The organism is Streptomyces sp. NPDC004788 (assembly GCF_053601115.1).
Genome location: NZ_JBSGBF010000082.1, coordinates 1 through 13,074, shown reverse-complemented (window position 1 = coordinate 13,074; position 13,074 = coordinate 1). Strand labels below are relative to the sequence as shown.

Sequence of the window (13,074 nt, the reverse complement as noted above, 5' to 3'; positions counted from 1 at the left end):
ACGATCGAGGGCGTGGCAGGTCAGGGGAGGAGAGCGGCGCGCGGCGCGGGCGCGTGGCTGCTCGGCGCCCTGCTCCTCGTGCCCGGGTGCACCGCACCCGGGCCCACCGGGCCGCCCCGCGGCGAGATCCAGGGGCTGCTCGACCGGCACGCCGAGGCGTTGCTCGACCGCGACGAGCCCGGCTATCTCGCGGACCTCGACTCCGCCCTGGTGCCCGCCGCGCGCACCGAGTTCGAGCGGGTCGGGAGGATCCCGCTGGGCGGCTGGAGCTACCGCGTCACCCGCGTCGAACCGGCCGGCGCGGGCCGGGCCACCGCGCGGGCCGAGCTGGGCTACCGCATCAAGGGCTACGACTCCGGGCCCGCGACCAGCGAGCGGATCGTGGACCTCGCCCAGCGGCGCGGCCGCTGGTACGTCACCGGTGACCGCCCCGCCGACGGCGCCCCGCAGCAGCTCTGGCAGCAGGGCGACGTGCGGGTGGTGACCGGCCGCCGCAGCCTGGTACTCGGCGTCGGCCAGAGCGCGGAGCGGCTCACCGAGATCGCCGACGCGGCGGACCGGGCGGTGCCCGCCGTCGGCGACGCCTGGCCCTCGCCCTGGGCCGGCCGGATCGTGGTCCTCGTCCCGGCCTCGCTGGACGCCATGGGCCGGCTGCTCGGCGCGCCCGCGGCCTCGTACCGGGGCATCGCCGCCGTCACCACCGGCGAGGTCGGCGGCGGCCCCAAGGCGCCCGCGGACCGGGTGATCGTCAACCCGGACGCGTACGCCGTGCTCGGCGGCTTCGGCAAGGGCTTCGTGCTGACCCACGAGACGACCCATGTCGCCACCCGCACCCAGACCACCGCGGCCACCCCGCTCTGGCTCTCCGAGGGCTTCGCCGACTGGGTCGCCTACCGCGGCACCGGTCGCACCGCCGTCCAGGCCGCCCCCGAACTCGCCCGAGCGGTGCGCGCCGGCACGACGCCGGCGACGCTGCCGGACGACAAGGCGTTCGCCTTCGGCGGCGACGCGGAGGCGATGGCCCGCGCCTACGAGGGCGGCTGGCTGGCCTGCGCGATGATCGCCGACCGGTGGGGCGAGGCGAAGCTGACCGCGTTCTACCGCGCGGTCGGCGCGCATCCGCAGCGCGAGGGCGCGGTGGAGAAGGCGCTGGGCGACGTCCTGGAGACGACGCCGGAGGAGTTCACGGCGCGGTGGCGGGCGTATCTGGCCGAGCGGCTCGGCTAACGTCCGGCGCTCTTCCCGTCCAGCTCGGCCAGGGTCTCGGCGAGCCACGCCTTCTCCTCCGTGCCCGTCGCCCGGGCGATCCGCAGCATCCCGCGCCGGAACGGGTCGGGCTCGTCCTCGGCGCGGACCGGTGCCCCGCCGTCGTAGAAGAAGCTGGCCGGGGCGTCGAGGAACGCCTGGCGGCGGCGGAGCACCGCGGCCTGCTCGGCCGGGTCGGGGAGCAGGCCCAGGAAGGCGAGCAGGGTGAAGAAGCGCTGGCCGTCGGTGATCTCGGCGTCCTTGGGGGAGCGCAGCCGGGCGAGCAGCTCGGCCCGGCCGTCCGGGGTGAGCGAGAGCGTGCGGCGCTGGGCCGCGCCGCTGCCCGGCTCCGTACGGCTGTCGACCAGGCCGTTCCGCACCAGCCGGGTGATGGCCGGATAGAGCGCGCCGTCGCTGACCGGGCGGACGTGGCCGCTCAGGCCCTGGATGCGCTCCTTGAGCTCGTAGCCGTGCAGCGGCCTCTCGTAGAGGAAGCCGAGGATCGACAGCTCCAGCACCGTTCTGCTCCTTCGCGCTCGACTTCGCGCTTGTCGGGGACCCGAACGGCATGCTACCTCTTTTCGCTGTACCTCGAATCGAGGTACAGCGAAAAGAGGGGGAGCTCGTTCATGAACCACCGCCGTACGCTCGTCCGGCTCGCCGGACCCGTCTACCTCGAACTCCTGGCCGGAGTCGCCGCCGGGATCATCAACATGGTCTGGGTCGCCCGGCTCGGCGGGGACGCCGTCGCCGCCGTCGCGGTGGCCACCAACGTCGAGAACCTGCTCCTCGGCGTCGTCCTCATGGCCGCCTCCGGCACCACCGTCCTCGTCGCCCGAGCCCGCGGCGCCGACGATCCGGGCGCCCTGCGCACCGCCGTACGCGGCGGCGCCGCACTCGGCGCGCTGCTCGTCCCGCCCGTCGCCGTCGGCGGCTGGCTGCTGCGCGACCCGCTCGCCGCGCTGCTGCTCGGCGGCGCCGACCACCCGGCGCACGCCCTCGCCACCGCCTACTTCGCGATCTCGCTCCCCGGCATGGCGGTCTTCTTCGCCACCACCGTCCTCGACGGCGTCCTCAAGGGCACCGGCGACACCCGCACCCCGATGCGGCTCGCCTTCCTCGCCAACGGCCTGATCCTGCTCCTCGACCCGCTGCTCGTGCACGGGTACGGGGTCGAGGGCGCCGCCGTCTCCACGGTCATCGGCCGCACGGCAGCCCTGGCCGCCGGACTCGTCGCGCTGCGCCGGAACGCCCTGCTGAAGGCCGCGCGCGCGGCCCGCCCGGCTGCCGCGCTGCGCCGCACCGCGTTCCTGAAGCCCGCCCAGGAGGCCCGCCCGGCCGGCCCGCTGCGCGGCACCGCGTTCCTGAAGCCCGCCCAGGAGGCCCGCCCGGCCGGCCCGCTGCGCCGTGCCGCGCTCCCGAGGTCCGCGGGCTCCGCCCGCCTCGGCGGCGGCACGATCGCCGCGCTGCGGCGCACCGCGGCCCTCGGACTGCCCATGTCCGTGGACTTCGTCGTCCGGATGGGCGGCGCGCTCGCCCTCGTGTCGGTCATCGCCCGGCTCGGCGTCACCGAGATCGCCGCCTACGGCATCGCCACCAAGGCCATGTACGTCGCCACCATGGCCTTCTACGCCGTCCGCCAGGCGGCCTCCATCCACACCGCCCATCTGCTCGGTGCCGGACACGACGAGCGCGGGCCCGTCGGCCGGCAGGCCCTCGTGCTCGGTGGAGTGCTCGGCGCGGGCGCGGCCGTGTCGCTGCTCCTCGGCGCCGGGCCGGTGATGCGCGGCTTCGGCGCCGAGCCCGCGGTCGCCGCCGCAGGCGCCCTGTTCCTGCGCTGTCTCGGGCCGTATCTGCTGCTCATGGCCGGGTTCATCGCCCTGGCCGGGGTCTTCGAGGGCAGCGGCGACTCGCCTCGGCTCGCGCGGATCACCGTCGCCGGCGTGCTGCTGCAGCTGCCGCTCGCGTACGTGCTGTCCGGGCCGCTCGGCCTCGGTCTCGCCGGGATCTGCCTGGCCATGGCCCTGGCGATGGCGGCCCAGTGCACCGCCCTCGGGCTGCTGCGCCGCCGGACGCACCGCCCGGCGGCGGCCGGTCAGCGGGCGGAGGCGGAGACCCGGCTCCTGTCGCGGTCGGCCTGACGATCGCGGTCGGTGTGGCCGTCGCCGCGGTCACCGTCGCCGTCACCGCCGGTCCGGCGGTCGCGGGCCGGCTGCGCCGGGATCCGCACCCGAGCCGACGCCACCGACCGCGGCTCGGTGACCGTCTGCCGCCACAGGATCCGGCAGGCCGACAGGGAAGCCGCGACGAGCAGACCGTTGCGCAGGAGCAGCAGCGCGATGCCCAGCAGGTCGCTGTGCGAGACGTGCGAGAACCACACCGGGAACTCGAACTGGGTCACCGCCGTCGCCCACAGCACCAGATGCGCGGGCCGGCGCATCCGGCTCGCCCGGTACACCAGGCACACCGCCGCGAGACCCACCAGCCAGATCATGTACTGCGGGCTGATCACCCGGCTCGTCGTCACGAACAGCAGCACCGCCGTGAAGGCCGCGTCCGCCACCGTCGTCGAAGTGCGGTGGCGGGCCCGCAGCCGCCACACGAGCAGCCAGGCGAAGGCGGCGCCGGTCAGCACCATGGCCGCCGTCGACACGACGTGCACACCCGGGCCCAGGAACTCGATCGAGCCGTAGTTCATCCGGGCCTCGCCCGGCCAGCCGAAGTTCCGGGCCACGTGGAAGACCAGCGCGCCCAGCGACTCGACCTCCGTGCCCCGGTCCCGCTGGAAGCCCAGGAACGCGAGCGCTCCCGGCGCCGCGAGCACGCACAGCGTCACCACCCCGGCCGCCGCGCCGAGGGCCGTCGCCCACGAACGGGCCGTGGCCCGGCCCCGCGGGCAGCCCGTGAGCAGCAGCACCGGCCATACCTTGAGCGTCGCGCCGAACCCGGCGAGCGCGCCGAGCACCGCCGGGCTGCGCACCGCCGCGAGCAGGCCCGCCACCGCGACGGCGGTCACCATCAGGTCGTAACGCGAGTAAGCGGTCGGCCCGAGCAGCGGCACCCCGGCCAGCCACAGCCAGGCGCCGCGCATCGAACGGCCCGGGCGCCGGCCGGCGTACACGAGGAGACCGAAGACGAAGGCGTCGCAGAGCAGCGCCAGTACGAAGAAGGCGGCCGAGTAGCCGAGGAAGGGCAGGAGCGCGGGGGAGAGGATCGCGAGGGCGGCGGCCGGCGGGTACTGCCAGGTCACGTCGTCGAGGGGGTACGTGCCGGTCCGCAGGACCTCGTACCAGCCCTGGTAGATCTCCCCGACGTCGCTGGTGACGTCGGGGCCGGGTATGACGACGATCCGGAAGACGGTGAGGAGTATCAGAAGACGGGTGAGGCCCCAGTAGAAGAGGGGCTTGCGTATGCCGCCGGTGCCGTCCGCGCCGGCGGTGGTGCCCGAGGCCGTGGCCGTGCCCGCGTCCGTGCCCGCGTCCGGGCCCGTACCGGCAGCCTTGGCCGTGCCCGTCGCCGTGACTGTGCGCGTGGCCGTACGCGCTCCGCCGCCCGTCATCCTGTCCTCGTCCTGTCCTGTCGGTCCGCCTGCGTCGGGCGGAGGGTGGTGGTGCCGGGCTCGGGGTGCGACCGGGGTACTGTCGGCCACGATGCACAAGACCCTGATCGTAACCAACGACTTTCCGCCACGCCCCGGCGGAATCCAGGCATTCCTGCACAACATGGCGCTGCGCCTCGATCCCGAACGGATCGTGGTCTACGCCTCCACGTGGAAGCGCAGCCGCGAGGGGATCGAGGCGACCGCCGCGTTCGACGCGGACCAGCCTTTCACGGTGATCCGTGACCGCACCACCATGCTGCTGCCGACGCCCCGGGTCACCGCACGGGCCACGGCGCTGCTGCGCGAGCACGGCTGCGAGTCGGTCTGGTTCGGCGCGGCCGCCCCGCTCGGCCTGATGGCGCCGGCGCTGCGGCGCGCGGGCGCGAAGCGGCTCGTCGCCACGACGCACGGGCACGAGGCGGGCTGGGCGCAGCTGCCGGCGGCCCGGCAGCTGCTGCGGCGCATCGGCGAGGGCACGGACACCCTCACGTACCTCGGCGAGTACACGCGCTCCCGGATCGCCTCCGCGCTCACACCGGCCGCGGCGGCGCGGATGACGCAGCTGCCGCCTGGCGTCGACGAGAAGACCTTCCATCCCGACTCCGGCGGCGCCGAGGTGCGCGAACGGCTCGGGCTCAGCGACCGCCCGGTGGTCGTCTGCGTGTCGCGGCTCGTGCCGCGCAAGGGCCAGGACACGCTGATCCTCGCCATGCCGGAGATCCTGCGCCGGGTGCCGGACGCGGTCCTGCTGATCGTCGGCGGCGGCCCGTACGAGAAGGACCTGCGCGCCCTCGCGGCCCGCACCGGCGTCGCCGCCTCCGTCCGCTTCACCGGCGCCGTCCCGTGGTCCGAACTCCCCGCGCACTACGGCGCCGGTGACGTCTTCGCCATGCCCTGCCGCACCCGCCGCGGCGGCCTCGACGTCGAGGGCCTCGGCATCGTCTACCTGGAGGCCTCCGCCACCGGCCTCCCCGTCGTCGCCGGCGACTCCGGCGGGGCCCCCGACGCCGTCCTCGACGGCGAGACCGGCTGGGTCGTCCGCGGGGGAGTCCCCGAGGAGACCGCCGACCGCGTCGCCACCCTCCTCCTCGACCCCGAGCTGCGCGCCCGCATGGGCGAGCGCGGCCGCCGCTGGGTGGAGGAGCGCTGGCGCTGGGACCTGCTGGCGGAGCGCCTGCGCGAGCTCCTGTAGGGGCGGGCACCGAACGCGCGGCCCGCGAGGCGCCTGCCCGCGGTGTCGACTGCGCCGGGCGCGCGGCCCGGGCTCGGCCGCGCTACGCCGGCAGGTAGTCCGTCAGCGCGCACCCCGTCACGAGCAGCTTCTCCTTGCGGTAGCCGTCCGGGACCTTGAAGCCCTTCTCGCAGGTGAAGAGCAGCAGGCCGGCCTTCACCAGGGCCTTGGCCGCCGCCGGGTCCGTCGTGGCCACGGCGAAGTCCTGACCGAGGAGGAAGCGGGTGCCGTGGCCCGCGGCGGCGGCCTTCTTGTCGGCCTGCTGGAACTTCTCCATGTCGGAGAGGGACAGCAGGGTGAGCGTGTCCGCGGCGTCGTTGCCGCACACCCCGCGCTCCTTGACGGCCCAGGCGGGGTCCTTCGCCTCCAGGCCCATGGTGCCGCTGTCGCCGGTGCCGGTGCGCAGGTCGCTGCACATGGTGTGCGCGCTCACCAGCTTCTCGATGGCCGCCATGTCACCGGCCGCGGGCAGCCCGGCGTCCTCGCCCCAGGTGCTGCACCCGGTGAGCGTGACGAGGGCGGTGAGGGCCGTGCCCAGGACGGCGGCGGTGCGCTTGAGCCGCATGACTGCCTTTCATGTCGTGTGATCGGAACGCCCGTACGGAACCGGCTGTACGGAACGGTCTGTGCGGAATGGTCCGTTCCGGCCGACGTGCGCGAAACGCCCCCGGCCGGCCCGTGACCCGGGCCCGCCAGGGGCGTTTCGACGACCGTCAGGCCGGCCGGTCAGGCCGGTCAGGACGCTCAGGCCGAGTAGATCGCCTCGATCTCGTCGGCGAAGTCCTTCGCCACCACGTTCCGCTTCAGCTTCAGCGACGGGGTGATGTGCCCCGCCTCCTCCGTGAACTGCGCCGACAGGATACGGAACTTCCGCACCGACTCCGCCTTCGAGACCGCCGCGTTGCCGTCGTCCACCGCCCGCTGCACCTCGGCGAGCAGCTCCGGGTCCTCGCGCAGCGACGCCGCCGTCGAACCGGCCGGCTTGCCGTGCTCGGCCGCCCAGCGGCCCAGGAACTCCTCGTCGAGCGTGACGAGCGCGCCCACGAACGGACGCCCGTCGCCGACCACCATGCACTCACCGACCAGCGCGTGCGCCCGGATCCGGTCCTCGATGACCGCCGGGGCGACGTTCTTGCCGCCCGCCGTCACCAGGATCTCCTTCTTCCGGCCGGTGATCGCGAGGTAGCCGTCCTCGTCGAGCGTGCCGATGTCACCGGTGTGGAACCAGCCGTCCGCCAGCGCCTCCGCCGTCGCGGCCTCGTTGTTCCAGTAGCCCGTGAAGACGTGCTCGCCGTGCAGCAGCACCTCGCCGTCGTCGGCGATCCGGACCACCGAACCCGGCAGCGGCTGCCCGACCGTGCCGATCTTCTGCCGGTCCCACGGGTTGAACGCGGTCGCCGCGCAGGACTCCGTCAGGCCGTAGCCCTCCAGGACCGTGAAGCCGATGCCCCGGAAGAAGTGGCCGAGCCGCTCGCCCAGCGGCGCGCCGCCGGAGATCGCGTACTCGCCGCGCCCGCCGAGGACCGCGCGCAGCTTCCCGTACACCAGCTTGTCGAAGATCTTGTGCTTCAGCCGCAGGCCGAGGGACGGGCCCTGCGGGGTGCTCAGCGCGCGGCTGTACGCGATCGCCGTGTGCGCCGCCTTGTCGAAGATCTTGCCCTTGCCGTCGGCCTGCGCCTTGGCCCGCGCCGAGTTGTAGACCTTCTCGAAGACCCGCGGCACGCCGAGGATCAGCGTCGGCTTGAAGGACGCCAGCTCGTCCGTGAGGGTCTTGATGTCCGGCAGGCAGCCCAGCTTGATCGGCGCCATCACACAGCCGACCTCGATCAGCCGGCCGAAGACGTGCGCGGCCGGCAGGAACAGCAGCGCCGAGGACTCGCCCGTCCGGAACAGCGGCTTCAGCCGCTCCACCACGTTGCCGCACTCGGCGAAGAAGGCGCGGTGGGTCAGCACACAGCCCTTGGGGCGGCCGGTGGTGCCCGAGGTGTAGACGATCGTCGCCGGGTCGTCCGCGTGCGCCGTGGACATCCGCTGGTCGAGCAGCTCGTCCGAGACGTCCGCGCCGGTGGCCGTGAGCTGCGCGACCGCGTCGCCCTCGATCTGCCAGAGGCCCTTGAGGTCCGGCAGGTTCGCCCGCACGGACTCCACGGCGGCCTGGTGCGCCGGAGTCTCGACGAGCACCAGCGTCGCGCCCGAGTCACCGAGGATCCACTGGATCTGCTCCGGCGAGCTGGTCTCGTACACCGGCACGGTCACCGCGCCCGCGCTCCAGATCGCGAAGTCGAGCAGCACCCACTCGTAGCGGGTGCGGGAGAGCAGCGCGACCCGGTCGCCCGGCTCGATCCCGGCCGCGATCAGGCCCTTCGCCGCGCCCCGGACCTCGGCGAGGAACTGCTTCGCGGTGACGTCGACCCAGGCGCCCGCGACCTTCTTCGCCATCACGGCGACCTCTGGATGCTGGGAGGCGTTGCGGCGGATGAGATCCGTCAGGTTGCCGTCCGTGGGGACCTCGTACAGGGCCGGAAGGCTGAACTCGCGCAAGACTGCTGCTCCTCATCGGGCGCCGGCGCCACGGCTCTGTGTGATGCACCGGTGCGGTCCAAGACCGGAGGGTGCTCTGGGTGGGGATGAGCACGACTGGACTGCCCGGACGTTACCCATCAGTACGCGGTTCCGGATAGGGGGTCCTGGCCAGATGTTCCATGCGTCACACATCTATGGCGTTCCTGGCCGCACAGTAGTCGACCGGTTTCCCGACTCCCAAGTAACCGCAGGTCGCAACCCCTAGGCTGACGTCATGAGGATCAACGTGGTGAGCGACGTGCACGGGAACACGGGAGCCCTCGCCCGGGCGGGGGACGGCGCCGACGCCCTCATATGCCTCGGCGACCTGGTGCTCTTCCTCGACTACGCCGACCACAGCCGCGGCATCTTCCCCGACCTCTTCGGCGTCGAGAACGCCGACCTCATCGTCGAGCTGCGCACCGCCCGCCGCTACGACGAGGCCCGCGACCTCGGGCGCCGGCTCTGGGGCGAGCTGGGCATCGACCGCGCCGCCGCGATCGAGTCCGCCGTACGCCGCCAGTACGCCGAGATGTTCGCCGCCTTCCCCACCCCGACGTACGCCACCTACGGCAACGTGGACATGCCCGGCCTCTGGCCCGAGTTCGCCGGCCCCGGCACCACCGTCCTCGACGGCCAGCGCGTCGAGCTCGGCGGCCTCGTCTTCGGCTTCGTCGGCGGCGGCCTGCACAGCCCCATGCGCACCCCGTACGAGATCTCCGAAGAGGAGTACGCCGAGAAGGTCGAGGCGCTCGGCGAGGTCGACGTGCTCTGCTCGCACATCCCGCCGGACGTCCCCGAGCTCACCTACGACACCGTCGCCCGGCGCTTCGAACGCGGCAGCCGCGCCCTCCTCGACGCCATCCACCGCGTCCGCCCCCGCTACGCCCTCTTCGGCCACGTCCACCAGCCGCTCGTCCGCCGGATGCGGATCGGCGCGACCGAGTGCGTCAACGTCGGGCACTTCGCGGCGACGGGGCGGCCGTGGACGCTGGAGTGGTGACGGTGGAGCGGTGACGGGGGCCGCAGAGCGGCGCGATAGCCTTCACGCTGAAGACTGAAGAGAGTCGCGTCCATACGAGGAGCCCCCGCGATGGCGGAACACACCAGCTCGAGCATCACCATCGAGGCGGCCCCGGCCGAGGTCATGGGCGTCATCGCCGACTTCGCCCGCTACCCCGAGTGGACGGGCGAGGTGAAGGAGGCCGAGGTCCTGGAGACCGACCCGGCCGGCCGCGCACAGAAGGTCCGCCTCCTCCTCGACGCCGGCGCCATCAAGGACGACCACACCCTCGCCTACACCTGGACCGGCGACAACGAGGTCTCCTGGACCCTCGTCAAGTCCCAGATGCTCCGCGCCCTCGACGGCTCCTACCGCCTCGCCCCGGCGGCGGGCGGCGCGGCCACCGAGGTCACGTACCAGCTGACGGTCGACGTCAAGATCCCGATGCTCGGCATGATCAAGCGCAAGGCGGAGAAGGTCATCATCGACCGCGCGCTGGCGGGCCTGAAGCAGCGCGTCGAGTCGGGCAAGTAGCCGACGGGTCCCCGGCGCCCCGCCCCGCCCCGGCGCCGGTACCGTCGGCGCATGCGGATCATTCTTGTCACCGGTACGGGCGGCGCCGGCCGGACCACCGTCGCGTCGGGCACCGCCCTCGCCGAGGCCCGGGCGGGCCGCCGGGTGCTCCTCGTCTCCGGCGAGGCGGACGGCACGTCCGGGCTCCCGGTGGGCGAGGCCCCGGCCGGGCGGCCGCACCCGGTGCGGCTGACGGAGCCGGGCGGAACCGACGGAGACGCCGTCGGTAGTCTCCACCTCCTCGTTCCCGACGCCGCCGGGGACTTCCGCCGTGAGTTCCTCGCCTTCCAGGCCCGCTCCACCGCCGCGCTCGATCTGCTCGGCGCCGCGCCCCTGGAGGAGGCCGAGCTGACCGAGCCGCCCGGCAGCGGGCAGGTCGCGCTGCTGCGGGCGCTCAGGGACGCGGCGGCCGGGGACTGGGACCTGGTCGTGGTCGAGCTGCCGCCGGTCCGCGAGGCGCTGACGCTGCTCGCGCTGCCCGAGCAGCTCCGCCGCTATCTGCGCCGCCTGCTCCCGCCCGAGCGGCAGGCCGCCCGCGCGCTGCGCCCGATGCTCGCCCAGCTCGCCGGCGTACCGCTGCCCGCGCAGTGGCTGTACGAGACCACCGGCCGCTGGGAGGCGGAGCTCGCCGCCGTCCAGGACGTCGTCGACTCCCCGCGCACCGCCGTCCGGCTCGTCGTCGAACCAGGCCCCGCCGCCACCGACGCCCTGCGCACCGCCCGCCTCGGGCTCGCGCTCCAGGGCCTCGCCCTCGACGGCGTCGTCGCCAACCGCGTACTGCCCGACGGCTCGGCCGACCCCTGGTTCGCCGGGCTCGCCGCCGAACAGCACCGCCACCTCGCCGCGCTGCGCGAGGACCACCCGGCGCTCCACGAGCTGCCGCACCTCGGGCGGGGGGTCCGCGGCCCCGAGGACCTGGCCCTGCTCGCCGTGCCCGTGGGGACGGCGCCGGCCGCCGCCGAGTGGACCGTCGAGGACCGGCGCGCCGCGGACGGCATCCTCGTCTGGCACGTCCCGCTGCCCGGCGCCGTCAAGGACGGGCTCTCCCTCGTCCGCCGCGGGGACGAACTCCTCCTCGCCGTCGGCCCGTTCCGCCGCGCCGTCCCGCTGCCCGCCGTACTGCGCCGCTGCACCGTCACCGGCGCCGGACTCGTCGACGGCGACCTGCGGATCCGGTTCACCCCCGACCCCGGACTCTGGCCGAGGACCGCTCCCTGAGCGGCTCCCGGACGTTGTACCGTCGACCGTAGAAGCCCGAAGGAGTACGCCATGAGCGACAGCGACCAGGACGCCTGGGCCCAGGCCTGCGCCGAGGACCTGGAGGCCGAGAAGGCCCGCCGCCGCGCCCGGCAGGGCGAGGAGCCGGGCACCCCGGCCGAGGAGTTCCGCAAGCTCTTCGAGGCCGTCGCCGACAAGCTCTCCGGGACCCTGGGCGGCCCGCTCGGCGGCCCCGCCGCCGGTCACGCCGCGGCCACGGTCCAGCAGGTCGTCCAGCAGGCGAAGGCCCTCGTCGAGCCCGTCATCGAGCGCAACCCGCAGGTCTTCGACCACCTCGCGGCCGCCGGGAACGAGCTGCTCGCCGCCTACCGGTCCGCCGTCCAGGGCCACGAGTCGCGCTGGACGCGCGGCGACACCCGGGAGGCGACGGGAGCCGGCACCGGCACCGACACCGATGCCACCCCGAAGGACGAGGGCAAGGACGACCGCAAGGACCACCGCAAGGACGAGGGCCCCGGCACCGGCCAGCACATCGACCTGGACTGATCCCGGACTGATCCCGGACTGAGCCCGGACGGATCAGGAGGCGGGTCCTCCTCGGGTACGGTGGGCCCTAGCGGGGCTCGACCGAAAACTGAGGGACACATGGGACTCACCATCGGCGTCGACATCGGCGGCACGAAGATCGCGGCCGGCGTGGTCGACGAGGAGGGCAACATCCTCGACACGCACACCGTGCCCACGCCGCCGACCCCCGAGGGCATCGTCGACGCCATCTGCGCCGCGGTCTCCGAGGCCGGCAAGGGGTACCAGATCGAGGCCGTCGGCATCGGCGCCGCGGGCTACGTCGACGACAAGCGCGCCACCGTCCTCTTCGCGCCGAACATCCACTGGCGGCACGAGCCGCTGAAGGACAAGGTCGAACAGCGCGTCGGCCTCCCCGTCGTCGTCGAGAACGACGCCAACGCCGCCGCCTGGGGCGAGTACCGCTTCGGCGCCGGCCAGGGCCACGAGGACGTCATCTGCATCACGCTGGGCACCGGCCTCGGCGGCGGCATCATCATCGGCAACAAGCTGCGCCGCGGCCGCTTCGGCGTGGCCGCCGAGTTCGGCCACATCCGGGTCGTCCCGGACGGCCTGCTGTGCGGCTGCGGCAGCCAGGGCTGCTGGGAGCAGTACGCCTCCGGCCGCGCCCTGGTCCGCTACGCGAAGCAGCGCGCCGCCGCCACCCCCGAGAACGCCACGGTGCTCCTCGGTCTCGGCGACGGCACCCCCGAGGGCATCGAGGGCAGGCACGTCAGCGAGGCCGCCCGCGCGGGCGACAAGGTCGCCATCGACTCCTTCCGCGAGCTCGCCCGCTGGGCCGGCGCCGGCCTCGCGGACCTGGCGTCGCTCTTCGACCCCTCGGCGTTCATCGTCGGCGGCGGCGTCTCCGACGAGGGCGAGCTGGTCCTCGACCCGATCCGCAAGTCCTTCCGGCGCTGGCTGATCGGCGGCCGCTACCGGCCGCACGCCCAGGTCCTCGCCGCGAAGCTCGGCAACAAGGCCGGACTCGTCGGCGCGGCCGACCTGGCCCGCCAGGGCTGAGCAGGCTCTTCACGCCGGTGCCCGCCGCGCCCTCTGGGGGTCGGCGGGCCCCGG

General features: G+C 74.2%; 12 protein-coding genes. 8 read left to right on the top strand and 4 right to left on the bottom strand.

What is annotated here, in order from left to right; translation table 11 throughout:
- Positions 1 to 12 precede the first annotated feature (12 nt).
- A complete protein-coding gene (locus tag ACWEJX_RS28595) occupies positions 13 to 1,227 on the top strand; it encodes a hypothetical protein (RefSeq protein WP_451610297.1) in 1,215 nt (404 codons plus the stop codon).
- On the opposite strand, the gene ACWEJX_RS28590 is transcribed toward ACWEJX_RS28595, so the two are convergent.
- Positions 1,224 to 1,763: a PadR family transcriptional regulator gene (locus tag ACWEJX_RS28590; protein ID WP_451610296.1), complete on the bottom strand. Its 540-nt coding sequence runs from the start codon at positions 1,761 to 1,763 to the stop codon at positions 1,224 to 1,226. The genes ACWEJX_RS28595 and ACWEJX_RS28590 overlap by 4 nt on opposite strands.
- A 111-nt stretch (positions 1,764 to 1,874) precedes the next feature.
- On the opposite strand from ACWEJX_RS28590, the gene ACWEJX_RS28585 reads away from it, so the two are divergent.
- Positions 1,875 to 3,386, top strand: coding sequence for an MATE family efflux transporter (locus ACWEJX_RS28585; protein WP_451610295.1), 1,512 nt, complete (start codon positions 1,875 to 1,877; stop codon positions 3,384 to 3,386).
- Here the strand turns inward: ACWEJX_RS28585 and ACWEJX_RS28580 are convergent.
- Positions 3,341 to 4,804, bottom strand: a complete 1,464-nt coding sequence (locus tag ACWEJX_RS28580; RefSeq protein ID WP_451610294.1) for a glycosyltransferase 87 family protein — start codon at positions 4,802 to 4,804, stop codon at positions 3,341 to 3,343. The two genes, ACWEJX_RS28585 and ACWEJX_RS28580, sit on opposite strands and share 46 nt — an antisense overlap.
- A 91-nt stretch (positions 4,805 to 4,895) precedes the next feature.
- Between ACWEJX_RS28580 and ACWEJX_RS28575 the strand changes: the two genes are divergently transcribed.
- Complete coding sequence (locus ACWEJX_RS28575; protein WP_451610293.1) at positions 4,896 to 6,038, top strand: glycosyltransferase family 4 protein; 1,143 nt, start codon at positions 4,896 to 4,898, stop codon at positions 6,036 to 6,038.
- 82 nt (positions 6,039 to 6,120) lie between these two features.
- Here the strand turns inward: ACWEJX_RS28575 and ACWEJX_RS28570 are convergent, their stop codons facing one another.
- Together ACWEJX_RS28570 and ACWEJX_RS28565 are read right to left on the bottom strand one after the other, a co-directional pair.
- Positions 6,121 to 6,642: a hypothetical protein gene (locus tag ACWEJX_RS28570; RefSeq protein WP_451610292.1), complete on the bottom strand. Its 522-nt coding sequence runs from the start codon at positions 6,640 to 6,642 to the stop codon at positions 6,121 to 6,123.
- A gap of 179 nt (positions 6,643 to 6,821) precedes the next feature.
- Positions 6,822 to 8,618 (bottom strand): AMP-dependent synthetase/ligase, encoded by a 1,797-nt coding sequence (locus ACWEJX_RS28565; protein WP_451610291.1) that lies wholly within the window; start codon positions 8,616 to 8,618, stop codon positions 6,822 to 6,824.
- Between the two features lie 268 nt (positions 8,619 to 8,886).
- Here ACWEJX_RS28565 and ACWEJX_RS28560 point away from each other — a divergent pair, with 268 nt between their 5' ends.
- The 5 genes from ACWEJX_RS28560 (at position 8,887) to ACWEJX_RS28540 (ending at position 13,020) form a co-directional block, all read left to right on the top strand.
- Entirely contained in the window at positions 8,887 to 9,642 is a 756-nt protein-coding gene (locus ACWEJX_RS28560; protein WP_451610315.1) for a metallophosphoesterase family protein, read from the top strand.
- A 90-nt stretch (positions 9,643 to 9,732) separates the two neighbouring features.
- The gene (locus ACWEJX_RS28555; protein WP_451610290.1) at positions 9,733 to 10,176 is read left to right on the top strand and encodes an SRPBCC family protein; all 444 of its coding nucleotides are present in this window, start codon (positions 9,733 to 9,735) and stop codon (positions 10,174 to 10,176) included.
- A 51-nt stretch (positions 10,177 to 10,227) separates the two neighbouring features.
- Positions 10,228 to 11,433, top strand: a complete 1,206-nt coding sequence (locus ACWEJX_RS28550; RefSeq protein WP_451610289.1) for an ArsA family ATPase — start codon at positions 10,228 to 10,230, stop codon at positions 11,431 to 11,433.
- 51 nt (positions 11,434 to 11,484) lie between these two features.
- Positions 11,485 to 11,979 carry a DUF5304 domain-containing protein gene (locus tag ACWEJX_RS28545; protein WP_451610288.1) on the top strand — a complete coding sequence of 165 codons (495 nt, stop codon included), beginning with the start codon at positions 11,485 to 11,487 and terminating at the stop codon, positions 11,977 to 11,979.
- Between the two features lie 99 nt (positions 11,980 to 12,078).
- Positions 12,079 to 13,020, top strand: coding sequence for an ROK family glucokinase (locus tag ACWEJX_RS28540; protein WP_403798398.1), 942 nt, complete (start codon positions 12,079 to 12,081; stop codon positions 13,018 to 13,020).
- The last annotated feature ends 54 nt before the right edge of the window (positions 13,021 to 13,074 follow it).